This is a genomic window from Chlamydia pecorum E58 (assembly GCF_000204135.1).
Lineage (GTDB): Bacteria > Chlamydiota > Chlamydiia > Chlamydiales > Chlamydiaceae > Chlamydia > Chlamydia pecorum.
In genome coordinates this window covers 817,490-837,317 of record NC_015408.1, presented here as the reverse complement: position 1 = coordinate 837,317, position 19,828 = coordinate 817,490, and the positions used below count along the sequence as shown (strand labels likewise).

Below are 19,828 nucleotides of genomic sequence, written 5' to 3'. Positions count from 1 at the left end.
TCAAAAAAAATCTCAGAAAAATGGCCTTTATAGGAAAATAAAATATTTTAAATGTTTAAGTGGGTAATAAAATTTCTTTTTGCAGAAACTGATGCCCAAAAACACTTGCTTGCTTACTTTTGAAGAAATGCAACAACTGGAGGCAAAGGCTTTAAATATTGAAGAGAAGTTCTTCCTCCAGAAACCACCTCGCCGTTTTTAAATGATAAAAGCGCAAAGGGCTGAAAACATCCCATAGAATAGAAAGCATGTTGAGCCAATCCACTGCGTCTTCCCCCTCCTTCAAAGCTAAAGTATCTCTGAGGAATGATTAGCCAAAGACTACGAGATCGTATTATATCATCATTCCAATCTCTTTCTAAACATGATATGGCAATACGTCCAGCAAGAGGATTTAATAATCCATAAAACAGGGCCATGTAGTACGCTGAACCATAAAATGGCGCTTTTATTATATTCCATAAAGAACGGATTGTTTCTCTAAAAATATCAGAAAAAATAAAACGTTCTTCTTTTCTGATTTCCTTATGAAGACATCTTTCAATAAGCATCCTCAATAAAATATAAAAAGGAATCACTACAGAACGAATTATGTTATAAATCATTCTTCCCAAAACAAACATAGGAATGCCTATCAAAGGAAAAACAAACATGGGAACCCGATTTTCTACAACTTTAGGATACAAATATACAAGGGCAACACCAGAGCCTGAAGCATCTAATGTAGACAAATCCGTATAACATTCCACATCACTACTTGGCGAAAAAAAATCTTTGCCTGTGGTTTTTTGCCAAAATAGATTTGTTGGAACTAAACAACGCTTTCCAAAGGGATCTATCTTTGTCCCAGCAAAGATGTCTATTTTTTTTCCTAAGCAGTAGAAAACGGCTAACCCACCGATAAGTAAAACAGAGGGAATCAGTACAGTCAAAACAATTGCTGGCCAAGTTAATGTAGCTACATGGGATTTTAAGTTTCTTAAAGATATAAAGATTAAAGACAGTATTGATAAAATGCCCAAAACAAGCAGCGCCACCCTGATTTGAAGTCTTACCCGATATTCTGGAAGAAGGGGATTACAAAATTCCTTATCAGAAGAAAGTAAATTTGCTACTGCTTTCCAATCCTCTGTATTTACAAAATGGTCTAAAGAAACAGGCCTGAGCTTATCATTTACAGATTGAAGATTGAAAAAAGACATGCTAACTTCTAAAGCAACTTAATTAAGGAATTGAAAAAAAATAAGGTGCTATTATACTCCTCTTACATTTTTGACAAAAACTTTTAATATCACATGCAAAAACGGCATTCTTTTAAGAAGCAAAACTTAATATTATTAATTTCTATTTTCATAGGGTTAGCTTTAGGGAGGTTGGGGCTTCCTTGGCTTAATCAAGGTGCAGAAATAATTGCAGAGACTTTTTTAAAGCTTCTTCGTTTAATTAGCCTACCACTAGTGTTTGTGGCTGTAGGCTCTACAATAACTTCCATTGAAAATATTCAAACGATCTTCTCTTTAGGCAAACGCATTTTATACTATACTCTTCTAACTACAATTATTGCTTCTTTTATTGGTTTGATCCTATTTGTAGTTCTGCAACCTAAAGTGCCTCTTGAAGGCGAATCTAATTTAACATCTGGAAATGTAGGCTACATAAACGTACTTGCAAACATTCTTCCAGAAAATATCTTCAAGCCTTTTCTTGAAGGAAATGTAATCTCTATAGTATTCCTTGCAGCTATTTTGAGCTTTGCTTCACTTTTCACAAAAGATCGGGAGAAAAGTTTTATAAGAGAATTATTTAATTCAACATTCTCAATGTTTCTTAGCCTTGCAAAAGGTGTGTTAAAATTTTTACCAATTGCTGCTATTGCCTTTGCAATTCTTGTCTATAGGGACATGTCTAACTACAGTCACTTAAAAAGTTTTAGTAAATATTTTATTTGCGTCATAGTATCAAACTTAATACAAGGTATTGTTGTTCTCCCCTTATTACTTAAGATAAACCGTCTATCTCCCCTAAAAACTGCGATGGCAATGTCTCCAGCTCTAATTACAGCCTTTTTCTCTAAGTCTTCTGCAACCACCCTGCCTTTAACTATGGAAGTCGCTGAAGAGCAGCTCCACATTCATCCCAAGCTGTCTAGATTTGGTTTCCCTTTATGCTCTGTAATTAACATGAACGGATGTGCAGCATTTATTCTTATTACAACATTGTTTGTAGGAGTTTCTAACGGAATAGAATTTTCTCCCTTTTCTATGCTCGTCTGGGTGTTTATTGCAACCTTGGCTGCCGTTGGAAATGCAGGAGTGCCTATGGGCTGCTATTTCCTTACACTTTCCCTCTTAACTTCAATGAAAATTCCTCTTTCTCTTCTCGGATTTATTCTCCCTTTTTATACAATAATTGACATGATTGAGACAGCATTAAACGTTTGGTCTGATAGCTGTGTGGTATGCCTTGCGAACAAACAGTTTCACCATATTTAAAAACCAAAATCTCAAAATAAAATCATATGTCCCAAAAACATACTCACTTTTCGTCTAGACTTGGTTTTATCCTCTCTATGATGGGCATTGCCGTCGGAGCAGGAAATATATGGCGTTTTCCTAGAATCGCTGCCCAAAATGGTTGTGGAGCCTTTATCCTTTTATGGCTGTGTTTTCTCTTTTTATGGTCAATTCCTTTGATTATTATTGAATTATCTATAGGAAAACTTACTCAGAAAGCACCTATAGGGGCAATCATAAAAACCGCAGGAAAAAAATTTTCTTGGGCAGGAGGGTTTATTACTCTAGTCACGACTTGTATATTGGCCTATTATTCAGTAATTGTTGGCTGGGGAATTAGCTATTTTTATTATTCCATGTCGGGAGAGATTCTATTAGGGAAAGATTTCTCTCAGCTGTGGGAAACCCACTACCATAGCACCATACCTTTGTGGTCTCACGTGATTTCCTTAAGCCTAGCTTATTTAATAATTCGCAAGGGAATCGTCGGAGGCATAGAAAAGTGTAATAAAGTTTTGATCCCAGCGTTTTTTTTCTGTACGCTCTGTTTATTTATACGAGCTGTTACACTTCCTGGAGCCTCACAAGGCATTAAGCAACTGTTTGCCTTTAACTGGTCTTCCTTTGCCAACTATCGAGTTTGGGTAGAAGCTCTGACACAAAATGCCTGGGATACTGGCGCAGGTTGGGGATTACTTTTAGTTTATGCTGGGTTTGCCTCTAAAAAGACAGGCATCGTATCCAATGGAGCTATAACAGCTTTTTGCAATAACTTAGTTTCTTTAATTATGGGGATCATTGTTTTCTCCGCTTGCGCCTCCTTAGATGGTTCTGGAGCTCTACAATTAAAAGAAGGAATAGGCTCTTCTAGTACAGGAATTGCCTTCATCTACTTGCCAGAGCTATTCACACGGCTCCCTGGTGGGGACTACATAACTATGCTGTTTAGCTCTATTTTCTTTTTAGCCTTTGCTATGGCTGCACTTTCCTCAATGGTATCTATGCTCTTCCTGCTCTCTCAAACTCTTTCAGAGCTAGGAATAAAGAAGTATTTGGCAGAGCTTTCCGCGACCTTAATTGCATTTATTTTAGGAATCCCCTCAGCTCTTAGTCTTACTTTCTTTACGAACCAAGACAATGTGTGGAGTATAGCTCTTATTGTAAATGGGCTTATTTTTATTTTCGCATCGCTTACTTATGGCCTACGCTCTTTAAAAGAAAAAGTTTTGCTTTCAGTCCCCAACGACATTCAGTTACATAAACTTTTTGATTATGTGGTAAAATACTTACTTCCGATTGAAAGTATTACCCTTCTAGGATGGTATTTTTACGAAAGTCTGTTCTATGCGGACGGGAATTGGTGGAACCCTATTTCTACATTTAGCCTTTCAAGTCTATTGCTACAATGGTTTACAGGCTTTATCATTCTATGGGCTTTAAACCAAAGACTTTATTTGGAATACACACGAAATAATTAAAAGGAGTTATTTAAAAGAGAAAACATCATCTATTATTGAAATAAAAGCCATCTTTGGTTACCCTTTTTCCGAACAATTAAGTGTGAGGGAGCTCATGTCATCATCTAGTCCGCTGCAAACGCTTCAAAGAAATCTAAATAACGTAGAAAGCAATATCAATGCCATCTTGCATAGGCAGCAAATGCTCGAGGAAGTTGTGGGGAATGTATTACTTTCATCTGCAGGAGCTTCTGGAGCTGATCAAACTGTCGTTATTCGCAAAAAGGCACCTAGCACATGTTCAAAAGTCGCAGCTGCAGCACTTTGCATTCTTGCTATTGCAGCTATTGCAGTCTTGGTTGCTTGTATTATTGCTGCTTGCGGTGGCTTCCCCATGTTGTTAAGCTTTCTTAACATGTATACATTAGGTGCGTGCCTTTCTCTTCCTATTTTAGGTTGTGCCTCAGTTGCTTTAATCTTATTATCTATGTTTTCTGCTGACGCTCTTCTTAAAGGATGCCCTTCTTCTATAATTATTCATTCTGAAAACCATAGTAACAATCCATAACTATAATTTAACCAGCCAAGTTTGTAGTGAGTTCTGGACGTCCAACATCATCTCCATCTATTCCAGTTCTATCCAATGATAATGGTATAGAGAGCGATTCTGTAATGGTATCTTCTGGGAGTGGTATGCATTCATCAGAAGTGCAAGATCTTTCCTTAAAACTTGCAGAAATACAAGCAACCTTGTTAGGAATGTTTCCTGGAGGAAACACGGCTCCTACAAGTAAGCATTTTGCCCCCTCTAGTTATTATGCACCTCATCAAGGATTTCCGTACACGACTTCACCATATTCTTTACCTTCAGAAGACCTTCTGTTAGCATCTCCCTCGTTTAAAGCTCAAAACCTTCAGATGAATCACATGCAGTTGAGCTTAACAGCATTAAAAGCTGAAGTGGCAAATATAAAAGCTTCTGTTTCACAAAGCTCTGCCCAAACAATTTGCAGTGGAGCTATGGCTTTAGCTACACTTCTTCTTGCCATCTCTTTTGTAGCGATTATTATCATTGTACTTGCAGCTTTAGCTCTAGGTGGGGTCTTACCTCAATTTGCTATGTTATTAGAAAGCCAAGCAAATATTATTTGGGCTATAGTCAGCGCCTCTATTGTCACTATGATCTGCTTAACCAGTGTTCTATGTGTAATGCTCATTAAACACAAGCCTGCTTCATCCCCTCACCCTCTCAATTAAAGAGGGTAAAATAAGCACAAAATCAAGGCCCAGCTTCCTTGATATTAAATGCTTTAATAATTAAACTATTCTTTGCTTGATAGGTTGTAGAATATGCAAAAAGCCCTGCGCCTACTATTTAATCTACATTGTAGAGAGGAAAGGCGTGTTTTCCTCTTTTCTGCATTGGGGTTAGTTTGGGGCATAGGTTGCTATGGGACGCTAGCCCTTGTTGAAGGATTATTTATTGAAAATTTAGGAGCTTCGGAGCTTCCTAAAATTTACTTGATGTCCTCTCTTATCCTCTGTCTCCTTTCTTCTTTTATTCTTTTCAACTTATTTAAAAAGCGAGTTTCTCCGACAACCTTATTTCTTGTCCCTATAACAAGCACTCTAGGCTGCAATGTTTATCTTTTATTTTATACGTTAGCTACTCCAGTTCTTCCCAAGTTCCCTTTATTTGCATATCGCGTCTTAATTTGGGGCTTAACAATTCTTTCATACACAAATTTTTGGGGGTTTGTAGATCAATTTTTTAATTTACAAGATGGGAAGCGACATTTTTGTATTCTTAATGCTGCGGTCTTTCTAGGGGATGCAATAGGCTCAGGAATGGTTGCATTTTTTATTCATAAGATCGGAGTCCAAGGAATTCTTTTGTTATTTAACATTGCTCTGATTCTGACCTTCCCTATAGTCTCCTATATATCTAAAACTCTTAAATTCCTTTCTGATGACTACGAGACGTTTATTAATGCAGGACATCCCCTCCCTGCCGCTCAAGTATTTAAGCTATGTTTTAAAGATAAGTATACAATTTCCTTGCTATGCTTTTACTTTTTTATGCAGCTCCTAGCAATCGCTACAGAACTCAACTATCTAAAGATTTTAGACATACAATTCTCTGGAAAAAAAGAATTCCTACTCACCTCTTATATCGGAACATGTGCCCTCTGGATTTCTTTAGGGAATATGTGCTTTGCTCTATTTGCCTATAGCAGAATCATTAAAACCCTTGGGGTTAATAATATTATTTTGCTAGCACCTTTATGTTTTTTCAGTCTTTTTCTTTATTGGACATTTAAAAGTCCTTTGGGGCTTGTAACTGTCGCTATGGTTATTAGAGAGGGAGTAACCTATGCTCTTGATGATAACAATCTTATGCTGTTAATTTACGGCGTTCCAAATAAAATTCGTAACCAAATTCGCATTATCATTGAGTCCTTCATAGAACCTATTGGGATGCTGTTTTGGGCTATAACGTGTTTTCTAACCTCAAGTCAACAAGTGCTATGTCTATGCATTTCTGCCCTAACAATTGTTCTTGTGTATCTTGTACGCACCTATTACGCAAAAGGCATTTTTAAAAATCTATCAACTCAAGCTCTCCGCTTTGATAAATCTATAGAAGACTGGGTACAAACATGGACGACCAAACAGAAGCGTCAAGTAGAACTATTCCTTCTAGCTCATTTAAAACATCCCAATGAGTATCATCAAACCCTAGCATTTCAATATTTACTATATCTGGGTAGTCGTAGCGTTTTACCAACCCTTCTTGCCCATATGAACAAATTAAGCTTGCCTAACAAACTTAAAGCCATAAACATGTTAAAGGAGAGCCTTTGGGCCAAAGACTTTTTGACTCTAGAGCTATTAAAGCGCTGGACGAGAAAAATTCCTCACCCTTTAATCTCAGCAGCTATCCATCTTTATTTTGCAGAGCATGATCTCTTTCATATCACAAATATTGTTGAAGACCTCTATGACCATTCTGGAGACCGTCTTCTCGCCGCTATTCTTGTAGTAAGAAGACAAAAAATCTGTGGACCCTATCGAGATCTTGCAAATTCTCGCCTTAAAGAGTTGCTGAATTCTAAAAATCAGCAAGGGCTATCTCAAGCGTTAACTATTCTAACTTTAGAAAAGAATGAAGAGAACTTTTTATTGTTACTTGATTTCCTAGAATCTTCTGATTCTAATATCCTTACCCAGACGTGTAAAGCTCTAAGCGTTTCCGTTACCCCTTCGCACAAACCTTACTGTCATAAGCTAATTTCTGCGTTAAAGCACGTATCTTATAATAACCAAGCTTGCTACTATCTTCTGCAAACTATTAACATCGCCTTAGATCCAGCATTAATTAAAGATCTTCTTGTTACTGTTTCCATGCTTAAAAGCTCCTCCAGGAAACTCGCAGAATCCATAATTAAAGATCTTCCTAAAGAATTTGCTCCAGCCTTTCTTCAAGTCTTAAGCGATGAAAATCTCCATAACCGCACTCGCATTCTTGCAGCCAAAATTCTCTGTAAAATTAATAGTTGGCTTCTCAAAAAGCATGCGTATAAAATTATCAAATCTAAAGCAAGAAAGGCTCTATTTTACGCCTATCATAAACAATATATTCAGCAAAAAAACCCCGAGTATAATTTAGGCGTACTTGTAGATACACTAAATTCTAATTATCATGCTGAAGTAAATTTCATGCTAACAATTCTTGGAATGTTAGGCTCTGTAGAGTACTCCGATGTTCTCATCCGCGCTCTCATAGGAAAAAATCAAAAAGTTAGAGCTCAAGCTTTAGAATCTTTAGAGAAGAACTGCGATAGCTACTTATTTTCCTTATGCGAGCCTTTTATAAACCAACCCACACTTCCTCATAGTGAAAAGTATTACTTTAAATGTGGAATTGTTCCTCTAAGCCTTAAAGAGCTCCTAAATATGATGGAAAACTCTCCTTCATACCTAAGTAAGTTAGCAGCGCGCCAACTCAAGCAGGAGTTGATATATTGTAGTTCTGAATTCTACTCTCTAGGAATAACAGGCACCCTCGAAGAACAAGAAGATAGGCAAATAAAAGATAATGCTGATACACTTCTGCCTTTCTTTTAAGCTTCTCAAACAAAGGCCCTTATGAATCTCATTGATAGAGCATTTTTACTGAAAAAAACCCCAATTTTTCAATCTTTAGATATGGACCTTCTCCTTGCTGTATCAGACAAGACAGAAGTCATGATTTTCAAACCTGAATCCACAATCTTCTCTTTAGGGCAGCAAGGCTATACCCTATACGTCATTATGGAAGGATGCGTGAAAATTACAAAAAGCAACCTCTCCCAAGAAATTATTTTAAAATCCCAAGACTGTTTTGGAGAAGAGAGCGTTTTTAGCAACAAAACTAGAGAGTATACAGCCTCAGCAACTACACAAGTACGCACCTTAGTGCTCAACAAAAGCCAAATTCTCAATATTATTGAAGAATGCCCTTCCGTAGCACTGTCTTTTCTAGAGCTCTACAGTAAACAGGTAGGCCTTAGGCTCCCCCTAAAATACCTAAACCAAAGATAGCTATATAGAAATCTTTAAAAGCAAAAGATGCAAAGAGCCACTAATATCTATGGCCCTTTTGCAATGAAAGATATTGCATCCCAATATAAAAATTACTGTTGTTGTTGACGATTTTGGATGTAAAGCAAAACATCCCCAACAGTACGAAGTTTTTCAGCCTCTTCCTCAGAAATCTCAAAGTTAAACTTCTCTTCTAAAGTCATGATTAACTCTGTCAAATCTAAGCTATCAGCATTAAGATCTTCAATAAATGAAGCGTTCTCAGTAACTTCGCTTGGATCAACGCCGAGTTGTTCTACAATAATATCCCTTACATCGTCTTCTAAACTCATTGTTTTGTCCTTTTACAATTTTTCTAATCCAAAATTTTTATTCTTATGCACGAAAAAAAGGCCAGTATTGCAAAAAATCTCTTTTTCGAGCTACCCATTGTTATATTCTTCCTAATAAGTAACTCCACCATCAACAGCAAAAACCTGCGCAGTAATATAAGAGGAGAGTGGAGAAGCTAAAAATAAAGCCATTCTTGCAATATCCTCAGGAGTGCCTGCTCTACCCATAGGAACCATCTTCATCCACTCCGCCTTTAACGCATCGCTTAATACATTGGTCATGTCAGTATCGATAAACCCTGGAGCAATGCAGTTCACACGAATATTCCTTCCTGCAACTTCTTTAGCTAAAGATTTAGAAAATGCAATCATCCCAGCTTTCGCAGCAGCATAATTTGCCTGCCCAGGATTCCCCATCTTTGCCACAATTGAAGATACATTGATTATAGCTCCAGAACGAGCCTTAATCATAGGGCGAATCACAGAAGAACAGGTATAATATAAAGAGTCTAGGTTCGTACGGATAACAGCATGCCAGTCTTCTTCTGACATCCTTATTAATAAGTTATCCCTAGTAATGCCCGCATTATTCACCAACACATCGATTCTTTGATGCCTTTCTAAAAAACTCTGCACGCCACTTTTTACAGCCTCAAAATTTCCGACATCTATACAAGAAAATGAAACTGAGCCCCATTCTTTAAGAGTCTCCACTGCAGCTTCACCTCTTTCTTGGCTAACTCCCCAGATCTCTACTTCTGCACCCTCTTTAACGAAAATCTCAGCAATTCCCAAACCAATGCCACGGGAGCCACCAGTCACGATTACCTTCTTGCCTGCAACCATCATATCCATAGAATTATATTCCCTCTAAAAACTTCTCGATACTTTCTACAGTCCCAAGACTATATGTAGGCTTAGAAATCCCTATAGAGCGATTTAAACCTGTAAGGACTTTCCCTGGCCCCACCTCTAAAAAAACATCAACTTCCGGCTCAATCTGATAACAACTCTGATACCATAACGTTGGAGAAGCTGTTTGACGTGCTAAGGACTCTCTTATTTCCTCACTCTCAATCAAAAACCTCGCATCTACATGAGACATTAAAGGAATCTTAGACTCCTGGATCACTAAGTTATAAATATGAGGAGCAAGACCATCTTGAGCAGACTGCATTAATTTCGTATGGAAAGCTCCTTGAACTTTAAGCTTTACCACTTTTTTTACGCCTAATGCTTGAAACACCGTAATAGCCTCATCTATCTTCTCTGGCACTCCAGCAATAACTATTTGCTTGGGAGCATTATAGTTGGCTATGGCTATCCCTTCTCCCAAACTCGCTATACCCTCTTTAACAGCATCTGCAGTTAGTCCTAACAGTGCCGCCATGGCTCCTGGGCTCCTAGTACATGCCTCATTCATTAACTCCCCACGTTTCTTAATCAAACTAAGACCATCTTCTAAAGAAACACGATGAGATGCAACTAAAGCAGTATATTCTCCTAAACTTAACCCAGAAACAATGCTTGGAGATATGCGCGACTCCAATATCTTTACTACAGCTAAACTATGTAAAAATATCGCCAGCTGACTGTGCACAGTTTCCATAAGGACATCTTCAGGGCCATTAAACATCAGTGAAGATAAAGAAAACCCTAATGCGTGATCTGCTGTAGAAAATAGGTCGGAGACAATAGGATAAAATTCTGCTAGATCCTCCCCCATACCTACATACTGGCTCCCTTGCCCAGGGAATAAAAATGCATATCTAGTCATTCTTAGCCTCACACGTGCTCTAAAACAACAGATCCCCAAGACAACCCTCCACCAAAGGCTGTCAAAAGCAAATACTCATGAGGAAGAACCGTTTCTGTGTTTAGTAACTCATCAAGAGCAATTCCTAAAGATGAAGCTGCAGTATTCCCATACTTATACAAGCTCTTAAATACCTTAGCTTCACTAATATTAAAACGCTTTGCTATAGCATCTATAATCCTCTCATTGGCCTGATGAGGGACCAGCCAACCCACCTGCTCTTCTTGAATTCCCGCCACTGCGATAGAAGCTTTAGAAGCAGCCTCCATTCTCCTAACAGCATGCTTAAAAACTTCCTTCCCTTCCATAGAGATATAATGTCGCCCCTCTTTTAACGTAGCTTCAGTAGCCGGATTCCGGCTTCCTCCTGCAGGCAAACTCAATAAATCTCCTAAAGCCCCATCTGCACCAAGACATACTTGGTTAATTTCAAGAGCTCCAGGGCGACTTCTTCCCACAATACATGCAGCACCACCATCACCAAAAAGCACACAAGTATTTCGATCCTGATAGTTTACAAATGAAGAGAGCTTATCCGCTGCAATAAGCAATACATGATTGTAAGTCCCCGACTCCACATACGCTTTTGCAATGGATAAGCCATACAAAAACCCAGTACAAGCTGCTAGACAATCAAAAGCCGGAACTTCTTTTATTCCTAAGTACGCTTGTGCAAGAGCCCCACTAGAAGGGAAAATATAATCGGGAGCAGAGGTAGCAAAAACTATACAATCTATAAGGTCTTTGCTAAGTCCTGACGCTCGTATAGCTTTTTCTGCAGCCTTGGCTCCCATATCTGATGTGTACTCATTATCAGAAGCAATACGCCGTTCTTTAATACCTGTTCTTGTAACGATCCACTCATCAGATGTATCTACCATTTTTTCTAAATCCGCATTAGAAAGAATTTTTTCAGGAAGATACGAACCTGTAGCTAAAATTGCAGCTTTCTTTATCTTATCCACAAACACCTATAGTAAAGAAAAAAGCTAGTATACTATTCAAAGAGTTTATACCCTAATTTTAATTTGGGTCCCAACCCCTTTATAAAAAATAGTGACACAAGAATTTACTCAAACGATATGGTTAAATACCCAAGCTACCTATCTCAATTAGTTTCTTTTTTAAAAAGACTCCCCGGGATTGGCTTTAAAACTGCAGAAAAGCTCGCATTTGAACTCCTTTCTTGGGATGAAGAACAACTTAAAGCTTTAGGCAATGTTTTTTATGAAACTGCAGCAGCAAGAAGCTTCTGTTCTCAATGCTTTTGTCTTAAAGAATCTTCTTTAACACAATGTGAGTTTTGCTCTTCAACTCGAGATACATCAACTCTTTGTATTGTTGCCTCACAAAAAGACGTTTTCTTTTTAGAGCGCTCGAAAGTCTTCAAAGGTCGCTATTACACTCTTGGCTCACAGCTCTCACCTATGACAGGTCAGCATATCCCTCCCCAAAGAGTTGCAGCCCTTAAACACTACATACAAGTATTATCTCCTAAAGAAATTATTCTCGCTCTAGATGCCACTCTAGAAGGAGATGCGACTGCTCTGTTCTTAAAGCAAGAATTAGAAGGAGCATCCTTTTCTGGATCTATCTCTCGTTTAGCTTTAGGCCTGCCTGTAGGCCTATCTTTTGATTATGTTGATGTAAGCACGTTATCACGAGCCTTTTCAGGAAGAAGCCTCTATTAGTAATGGTTGAAATAAAAGGTTTTCTTTTCTTAAGATCTCTTAAACTGGTAAAAGGCTAGACATTTCTAATTGTGACATATAGTCTGAAGGTAAAGCCTTGTTAAAAAACACTTCAGCTCGTATTTTTATGCTTACCTCTTAAACAACCCCTCTACCAGGGGAGATTTTCTGGAAAAACCATGCGAAATAAAGCCGTTCTTCTCTTTTCTACTTTATTGCTTATAACCTCTTCTACCTCATTCGGATCGAATAGCGTAAAAGAAGGGTGTGTTGTTGTAGATTCCATCAATATTACAGTAGAAGGAGAAAATTCTTTAAATCAACACTCTCAACCCAACCTGAGGACTAAAAGTGGAGCTCTTTTTTCTCAAATAGATTTTGACCAAGATCTTCGTACATTAGCTAAAGAATATGATAATGTAGACCCCAAAGTAGAGTTTTCACAGGGAAAAGCTTACATTTCTCTGCATCTTATCGCTAAACCTTATATTCATAAAATTGCCGTTATAGGAAATAAGGCTATTCCTGAGCATAAGATCCTTAAAACATTGCAAATCTATCAAAACGATTTATTTGAAAGAGAAAAATTCCTTAAAGGATTTGATGATTTAAGAACTTACTATCTTAAGCGTGGTTACTTTGAGTCAAATTTAAACTATGAGCTGGATCATAATCAAGAGCAAGGGCGAATCAATATTACTATTCGCATTCAAGAGGGTCCCTGTGGAAAGATTAAACAGCTCAAAATTGAGGGTCTTTCTCGCGGGGAAAAAGCTGATATTCAGGAGTTTGTCCAAACAAAGCAGTACTCCTTAGCTACCAGTTGGTTTACTGGAGCTGGGCTGTACCATCCTAACATCGTAGAACAAGATTCCCTGAGCATTACAAACTATCTGCACAACCAGGGGTATGCAGATGCTATTGTTACCCCAAAATATACTCTAGATGCTCGGAATAATATCCTCCTAACTTTATACGTGGATAAAGGTCCCAAATATACCCTAGGCCACGTACATATTGAGGGACTGGATGTCTTGCCAAGACGCTTAATAGAAAGACAAATATGTGTGTCTCCGGATGAAATTTACTGTCCAGAAAATATTTGGAATGGCGCGCAAAAAATTAAGCAGATGTATGCTAAATATGGTTACATCAATACCAATGTAGATGTAGTTTTCGCTCCGCATTCCGATCGATCTGTTTATGACATTACCTATCATATAAGCGAAGGTTCTCCATATAAAGTTGGTCTAATTAAGATCACAGGGAATACACATACCGATCCTAATGTTATCCTCCATGAAACAAGCCTATTCCCTGGGGATACCTTTAATCGATTGAAGCTTGAAGATACAGAGCAACGTCTAAGAAATACAGGCTATTTCCAAAGTGTTAGTGTCTATACTGTCCGCTCCCAGCTTGATCCTATGAATAGCTCTGAGCAATATCGTGACATCTTTATTGATGTTAAAGAAACAACGACCGGAAATTTAGGCCTATTCTTAGGGTTTAGTTCTTTAGATAACCTTTTTGGAGGAGTTGAGTTATCTGAGAGCAACTTTGATCTGTTTGGGATTCGCAATATCTTTGATAAAGGGTTTCGTTGCCTTAGAGGTGGTGGAGAATATTTGTTTTTAAAAGCTAATTTTGGAGATAAGGTTACAGACTACACTCTAAAGTGGACTCGTCCACATTTTTTAAACACACCCTGGATTTTAGGAGTAGAGTTAGACAAATCTATTAATCGAGCCCTCTCTAAAGACTATGCTGTTCAAACCTACGGAGGAAATGTCAGCACAACTTATATCCTGAATAAGAATTTAAAGTATGGTTTGTATTACCGAGGCAGTCAAACAAGCCTCCATGAAAAACGTAAATTTCTCTTAGGCCCAAATATTGATAGCAACAAAGGTTTTGTCTCTGCCCTAGGTGTAAATTTAAACTATGACTCTGTAGATAATCCTCGTAATCCTACAACAGGAATTCGAGGCGCCACGAACTTTGAGGTTTCAGGACTAGGGGGAAAATACCACTTTACTAAACTTACATTGAATAGTTCTATATATAGAAAGCTTACAAGAAAAGGGGTATTGAAAATTAAAGGAGAAGCGCAGTTTATCAAACCTTTTGGAGATACTACTGCTGACGGCATTCCTGTAAGTGAACGCTTCTTTTTAGGAGGAGAAACTTCTGTGCGAGGGTATAAGTCCTTCATTATCGGGCCAAAATATTCTCCTACGGAACCTAAGGGCGGATTATCTTCCTTGCTTCTTTCTGAAGAATTCCAATATCCTCTCGTCCAACAACCAAATATTAGTGCTTTTGTCTTTCTTGATTCAGGATTTATTGGGCTTCAAGAATATACTATCCGATTAAAAGATCTGTGTAGTAGTGCAGGTTTTGGCTTGCGATTTGATGTTATGAATAATGTTCCCGTAATGTTAGGTTTCGGCTGGCCATTCCGTCCAACAGAAGTCTTTAATAGTGAAAAAATTGATGTTTCTCAAAGGTTCTTCTTTGCTTTAGGAGGAATGTTCTAACTACATATAAAGGGAGCTCATCATCTTTTTAGGAACACATGTTTCCCTTGAATGATCATTTAGATTTAAAAAGGTTTTTATGAAGAAATTACTTACTGCTACAGTGCTTGTGTTATGCGTACAAACACTTTCCCTAGATGCAAATATTGGAATTGTAAACTTAAAGCGTTGTTTAGAAGAGTCTGCTTTAGGAAAAAAAGAATCTGAAGAATTAGATTCAATGAAGCAAAAATATATGCGCACAGCAGAGAAAATGGAAGAGGAACTCACCTCTTTATATAATAAACTTCAAGACGAAGACTACATGGAAAGTCTTTCTAAAAATGCTTCCGATGAATTAAAAAAGAAATTCGAAGAGCTTTCAGCTGAGTACAATACGTTCCAAGCACAGTGTTATCAAGCTGTAAACCAAAATAACATGAAACGCATTCAAAAGCTCATTGAAGAGGTCAAACAAGCTTCTAAAAAAGTTATGGAGAAAGAAAAATTAGAAGCAATTCTTAATGAAGAAGCCGTTTTAGCGATTGTCCCAGGGGCAGATAAAACTGATGCTATCATCAAAATTCTTGATGAGTCTTTCAAAAAAAATAACTAATCTAGAGGTAAGAGGTTTTCTATGTCCCAAGAAGCAGTGTATACTCTAAAGGAGTTGGCAAAACTGTTACAAGTCGATGTTCAAGGCAACTTAGAAACCCTTATTTCTGGCGTAGAAGAAATTGGAGAAGCTAAAAGTCATCATGTTACTTTTTTAGACAATGAGAAATATATCTCTTTTATGAAAAAGACAGAAGCTGGAGCCATAGTTGTTGCTAAGCTCCATGCAGAAAAATATGCTTACTTAAATAAAAATCTTTTAATTTCTTCTGATTCCCCTTCTTTAGTATTTCAAAAGTGTGTAGAGCTTTTCATCAAGCCTGCCTCGTCAGGATTTGAAGGTATTCATCCGACTGCAGTAATTCATCCAACAGCGTGTATCGAAGATAATGTTTGTATAGAACCTTATGCAGTAATTTGTCAGCACGCCCATATTAAATCCGGGACGAGCATTGGTGCTGGGAGTTTCATTGGAGCCTATAGTACCATAGGAGAAAACTGCCTTATCTATCCAAAGGTTGTGATTCGAGAACGCGTTTCTATCGGCAAACGCGTTATTATTCAGCCTGGAGCTATTATTGGCTCTTGTGGTTTTGGCTACATTACAAATGCTTTTGGACAGCATAAACATCTTAAACATCTCGGTGTTGTTATCATTGAGGATGATGTTGAAATTGGAGCAAACACCACAATTGATCGTGGTCGTTTTAAAAGAACCCTGGTTCGTGAGGGCTCGAAAATTGACAACCAAGTACAAATCGCTCACCAAGTAGAAATTGGGAAGCACGGTATTGTTGTTGCTCAAGCAGGAATCGCAGGATCTACAAAAATCGGCAACCATGTCATTATCGGTGGACAATCTGGAATTACTGGACACATTTCTATTACAGATCACGTCATTATGATGGCCCAAACAGGAGTAACAAAACCGATCTCTTCTCCAGGAGTATATGGAGGTGCTCCAGCGCGTCCCTATCAAGAAATACACCGTTTGATCGCAAAAATTCGAAACCTTCCTAAAACAGAAGAGCGCATAGCGAAATTAGAAATTCAGATGAAAGAGCTATTTGTGCAAAAGGAAGAAAATACAGAAGTCCCCAGGTGATCACTAATAAAAAGCTTTCATACGTTGTTTCAATAATAGCATTTTTAAAATATTTTTATTGAGAATTTCTGGGCTAACCTTTCCTGATTGAATAAGTTTTACAATTTTCTTAACGCCAAGATTGTAATCGTAAAAATTAGAAAACATAAAATACTCTCCTCCTAAATTTAAAGCCCTGACGACTGCTTCATCATTAGCAAGAATAGAAGGGCCAATAAACTTTAATGAAGAGAAATTAATCTCTGAGGAAAGCTCTTTAATTGTGTTGGCTAAGCAATAACGCAAAGCTATAGGATTTTTTATAAAAATTTGTTCAAAAGAAAGCTCTCCATCATACATTCTTCCTTGAATATTTTGGCTATGCTCTAACCCTATGATAAGCTGAGAATAGCTTAGAAGATCTAAAGAAGTGATTTCTTTTAAAGCTAAAGAAAAAACAATGCCGTACTCCTTTAAAAACTCCCCCAAGTTCTCCCCCAAAGCAATCATATTTTTACAATCAAGAAGGGAAACCTGACGAGAAGCCATATATACATGTAAGCTGCTTTCTAAACGGCATCCTAATAATAGAGGTATTTTAGTAATTTGATTTATAGAGCGAATATAAGCACTTTGCTGTTCAAAAATCCCAAAACCACATAACACTCCCCCTAACCCTCTATCACCTTGTAACCTTTGAACATTATCTATAAAGTCATTAAAATTACTCTCATGTGGAGGAGCATAAAAAAACAACTGAGCAATTCTTTCTTCTTGTGACTCCAGCATAAAGAAGAGCTCTTTAACCTCTTCCAGCTGCTCTTTTTTATAGGGCAACCATTGAACTCTATTTAAATACATATCTAAAGAATTCTCTTTACTTAAAACCTCTTGAGAAGACTCTAGAATGTATAAGACAATAGAGAGAAATTTTCGTTCTAACTGTCCTTCCTCATCATTTTGCTTGTCAGACTGACGATCTCTATGTTCTTTGACATTTTGTACAGGTTTTATACAAAAATCACTATGTCCAGACTGACGGAAAACTTCCATTCAAGCTCCTGTATTTCTATAAAAACAAATTGAAAAGCTTAAACTATAAAGATTTTTCGAATTTAAAAACTCAAATATTTTTCTTCAGAATAGACCTTGTCTTTTGTGACACCTAATCCTATAATGGCTCCTAAAACAATCTTATTAAGATTCCACGTTATGTCCTATTCGGCTCCTTTTAATATTGCTTCTGAGCCCACTCAAGAAGCATTAGTTCAGAGTCTACTAGAATCTTTTGGATCAGAAGTTTGCATACAACTACTCAAACAAATGATATTGATCCGAGAGTTCGAAACTCGAGGAGAAGAGGCATACTTTGAAGGTCTTGTAGGAGGATTTTACCATTCTTATGCAGGGCAAGAAGCTGTAGCAACGGCTGCCATTGCGAATCTAGGAACAGAACAATGGTATTACTCTTCTTATCGCTGTCATGCCCTAGCAATTCTACTCAATATTCCTTTAGAACAGCTTGCTGGGGAGCTTCTTGGTAAAGAGGTGGGTTGTGCTCACGGTAGAGGTGGGTCCATGCATATGTGCGGTCCCCGTTTTCCTGGAGGATTTGGAATTGTTGGAGGACAAATTCCCCTCGCTGCAGGAACTGCATTTGCTTTAAAGTATCGTGATGAGCATAAAGTATCTTTATGTTTCATTGGGGAAGGCGCTGTTGCCCAAGGGGTATTTCATGAAACACTAAACTTTAGTTCTTTGCAAAGTCTCCCCCTAATGCTGATTATTGAAAATAACGGATGGGGAATGGGAACAGCTCAACATCGTGCTTTAGCGAAGTTCCCCATAGGGGAATCTCAAGGAGCCTCTTATAACATCCGCACATTTACACTGAACGGCTTAGATCTATTTAACTGTTTGCTTGGCTTTAAGGAAGCTTATGCTTATATGCTATCTTCAAAACGCCCTGTAATTGTAGAGTGTCTATGTTCTCGGTTTCGAGGTCACTCTATTTCTGATCCTAATCTCTATAGGACTAAAGAAGAGATGCAAAAACTGTATCAAAAAGATCCTATTCTTTTTGCTAAATCATGGTTAGAAAAACTCAATGTACTCACAGAAGAGCAGTTTCAACAATTACGTAAGGAGTGTCGAGACAGCATTATCGAAGCCTTTACTAAAGCAAAGTCTTCTCCAGACCCTTCCATTACAAGCTTAGAAGAGGGAGTCTATGCCTAACGTTAAAACTATAGAAATCCGAGAAGCAATTAGAGAAGCAATTGATGAAGAGATGTCTCGAGATCCTACAGTATGTATCCTTGGAGAGGAAGTAGGAGAGTATAATGGAGCTTATAAAGTCACAAAAGGGTTATTGGATAAGTGGGGCCCTCATAGAGTTATAGACACTCCAATTAGTGAAGCTGCTTTTTCCGGGGTTGGTATTGGAGCTGCTATGGCAGGTCTTCGACCTATTATTGAATTTATGAGCTGGAATTTCTCTTTGGTTGCTGCGGATCAAATTATTTCACATGCAGCCAAAATGCATTATATGACCGGAGGAATCTTTTCCGTCCCGATCGTTTTCCGAGGACCAAATGGAGCTGCAGCACAAGTTTCCTGTCAGCATTCGCATTGTGTTGAAGCGTTATACGCTAATATCCCTGGGTTGATTATTGTTGCCCCTTCAACCCCCTATGATGCTAAAGGCTTATTAAAATCCTCTATTCGCAATAATAATCCCGTACTCTTTTTAGAAAATGAGCTTGACTATGGAGTTAAAGGAGAAGTTCCAGAAGAAGAGTATCTTGTTCCCATAGGGAAGGCGCGCACAGTTCAGAAAGGAAACGACTTAACAATCATTACTTACAGTCGTATGGTAGGGATTGTCAAGCAAGCTAGCGAGGTTGCTCAGCAGCGCTTTGGAATCTCTATAGAAATTTTAGATTTACGTACGATAAAACCTTTAGACATTTCTGCAATTTTAGTTTCGGTGAGAAAGACTTCCCGATGCATAGTCGTAGAGGAGGGGCATTATTTTTCCGGAATTTCTTCAGAAATCATAGCTCTTCTTGTAGAACATGCTTTTGATTCCTTAGATAGCCCTCCCTTAAGGGTATGTCAAAGAGAAACCCCTATGCCCTATAGTAAGACTTTAGAGCAGGAAACACTTCCAAATATACATAGAATTGTAGACACCATTGAAAAAGTCATGGAGTAG

At 37.9% G+C, this 19,828-nt stretch carries 18 protein-coding genes; 12 read left to right on the top strand and 6 right to left on the bottom strand.

Annotation, left to right across the window (positions count from 1 at the left end; all coding sequences use genetic code 11):
- Window positions 1-113: 113 nt before the first annotated feature.
- Complete coding sequence (locus G5S_RS03750) at window positions 114-1,202, bottom strand: hypothetical protein (RefSeq protein ID WP_013712871.1); 1,089 nt, start codon at window positions 1,200-1,202, stop codon at window positions 114-116.
- A 93-nt stretch (window positions 1,203-1,295) separates the two neighbouring features.
- Here G5S_RS03750 and G5S_RS03745 point away from each other — a divergent pair, with 93 nt between their 5' ends.
- The 6 genes from G5S_RS03745 to G5S_RS03720 all read left to right on the top strand — a co-directional run bounded on the left by G5S_RS03745 (window position 1,296) and on the right by G5S_RS03720 (window position 8,554).
- Window positions 1,296-2,492 (top strand): dicarboxylate/amino acid:cation symporter, encoded by a 1,197-nt coding sequence (locus G5S_RS03745; protein WP_013712870.1) that lies wholly within the window; start codon window positions 1,296-1,298, stop codon window positions 2,490-2,492.
- Between the two features lie 26 nt (window positions 2,493-2,518).
- Window positions 2,519-3,991: a sodium-dependent transporter gene (locus tag G5S_RS03740; protein WP_013712869.1), complete on the top strand. Its 1,473-nt coding sequence runs from the start codon at window positions 2,519-2,521 to the stop codon at window positions 3,989-3,991.
- A gap of 94 nt (window positions 3,992-4,085) precedes the next feature.
- Entirely contained in the window at window positions 4,086-4,538 is a 453-nt protein-coding gene (gene incB / locus G5S_RS03735; protein ID WP_013712868.1) for an inclusion membrane protein IncB, read from the top strand.
- Window positions 4,539-4,564: 26 nt separating this feature from the next.
- Window positions 4,565-5,227, top strand: a complete 663-nt coding sequence (locus tag G5S_RS05035) for a hypothetical protein (protein WP_193763770.1) — start codon at window positions 4,565-4,567, stop codon at window positions 5,225-5,227.
- A gap of 93 nt (window positions 5,228-5,320) precedes the next feature.
- The gene (locus G5S_RS03725; protein ID WP_013712866.1) at window positions 5,321-8,098 is read left to right on the top strand and encodes a membrane protein; all 2,778 of its coding nucleotides are present in this window, start codon (window positions 5,321-5,323) and stop codon (window positions 8,096-8,098) included.
- Window positions 8,099-8,119: 21 nt separating this feature from the next.
- Entirely contained in the window at window positions 8,120-8,554 is a 435-nt protein-coding gene (locus G5S_RS03720; RefSeq protein WP_013712864.1) for a cyclic nucleotide-binding domain-containing protein, read from the top strand.
- Between the two features lie 92 nt (window positions 8,555-8,646).
- Here the strand turns inward: G5S_RS03720 and acpP are convergent, their stop codons facing one another.
- From acpP to fabH, 4 genes are all read right to left on the bottom strand, one after another.
- Window positions 8,647-8,886 carry an acyl carrier protein gene (gene acpP, locus G5S_RS03715; protein ID WP_013712863.1) on the bottom strand — a complete coding sequence of 80 codons (240 nt, stop codon included), beginning with the start codon at window positions 8,884-8,886 and terminating at the stop codon, window positions 8,647-8,649.
- 111 nt (window positions 8,887-8,997) lie between these two features.
- Window positions 8,998-9,741: a 3-oxoacyl-ACP reductase FabG gene (gene fabG / locus G5S_RS03710; protein WP_041467034.1), complete on the bottom strand. Its 744-nt coding sequence runs from the start codon at window positions 9,739-9,741 to the stop codon at window positions 8,998-9,000.
- A 4-nt stretch (window positions 9,742-9,745) separates the two neighbouring features.
- Window positions 9,746-10,663 (bottom strand): ACP S-malonyltransferase, encoded by a 918-nt coding sequence (fabD, locus tag G5S_RS03705; protein ID WP_013712861.1) that lies wholly within the window; start codon window positions 10,661-10,663, stop codon window positions 9,746-9,748.
- Between the two features lie 8 nt (window positions 10,664-10,671).
- Window positions 10,672-11,667: a ketoacyl-ACP synthase III gene (fabH, locus tag G5S_RS03700; protein WP_013712860.1), complete on the bottom strand. Its 996-nt coding sequence runs from the start codon at window positions 11,665-11,667 to the stop codon at window positions 10,672-10,674.
- A gap of 117 nt (window positions 11,668-11,784) precedes the next feature.
- Here fabH and recR point away from each other — a divergent pair, with 117 nt between their 5' ends.
- The 4 genes from recR to lpxD all read left to right on the top strand — a co-directional run bounded on the left by recR (window position 11,785) and on the right by lpxD (window position 16,632).
- Window positions 11,785-12,393 (top strand): recombination mediator RecR, encoded by a 609-nt coding sequence (gene recR, locus G5S_RS03695; RefSeq protein ID WP_021757272.1) that lies wholly within the window; start codon window positions 11,785-11,787, stop codon window positions 12,391-12,393.
- Window positions 12,394-12,572: 179 nt separating this feature from the next.
- A complete protein-coding gene (gene bamA, locus G5S_RS03690) occupies window positions 12,573-14,933 on the top strand; it encodes an outer membrane protein assembly factor BamA (protein WP_041467033.1) in 2,361 nt (786 codons plus the stop codon).
- A 79-nt stretch (window positions 14,934-15,012) separates the two neighbouring features.
- Window positions 15,013-15,528 (top strand): OmpH/Skp family outer membrane protein, encoded by a 516-nt coding sequence (locus G5S_RS03685; RefSeq protein WP_013712856.1) that lies wholly within the window; start codon window positions 15,013-15,015, stop codon window positions 15,526-15,528.
- 21 nt (window positions 15,529-15,549) lie between these two features.
- On the top strand, window positions 15,550-16,632 hold the full coding sequence (gene lpxD / locus G5S_RS03680; RefSeq protein ID WP_013712855.1) for a UDP-3-O-(3-hydroxymyristoyl)glucosamine N-acyltransferase: 1,083 nt from the start codon (window positions 15,550-15,552) through the stop codon (window positions 16,630-16,632).
- Window positions 16,633-16,635: 3 nt separating this feature from the next.
- Here lpxD and G5S_RS03675 read toward each other — a convergent pair whose 3' ends face one another.
- The gene (locus G5S_RS03675; protein WP_013712854.1) at window positions 16,636-17,664 is read right to left on the bottom strand and encodes a hypothetical protein; all 1,029 of its coding nucleotides are present in this window, start codon (window positions 17,662-17,664) and stop codon (window positions 16,636-16,638) included.
- Between the two features lie 159 nt (window positions 17,665-17,823).
- On the opposite strand from G5S_RS03675, the gene G5S_RS03670 reads away from it, so the two are divergent.
- Both G5S_RS03670 and G5S_RS03665 read left to right on the top strand, forming a co-directional pair.
- The gene (locus tag G5S_RS03670) at window positions 17,824-18,849 is read left to right on the top strand and encodes a thiamine pyrophosphate-dependent enzyme (protein WP_041467032.1); all 1,026 of its coding nucleotides are present in this window, start codon (window positions 17,824-17,826) and stop codon (window positions 18,847-18,849) included.
- Window positions 18,842-19,828, top strand: a complete 987-nt coding sequence (locus G5S_RS03665; protein ID WP_013712852.1) for an alpha-ketoacid dehydrogenase subunit beta — start codon at window positions 18,842-18,844, stop codon at window positions 19,826-19,828. Before G5S_RS03670 ends, G5S_RS03665 begins: the two co-directional genes overlap by 8 nt.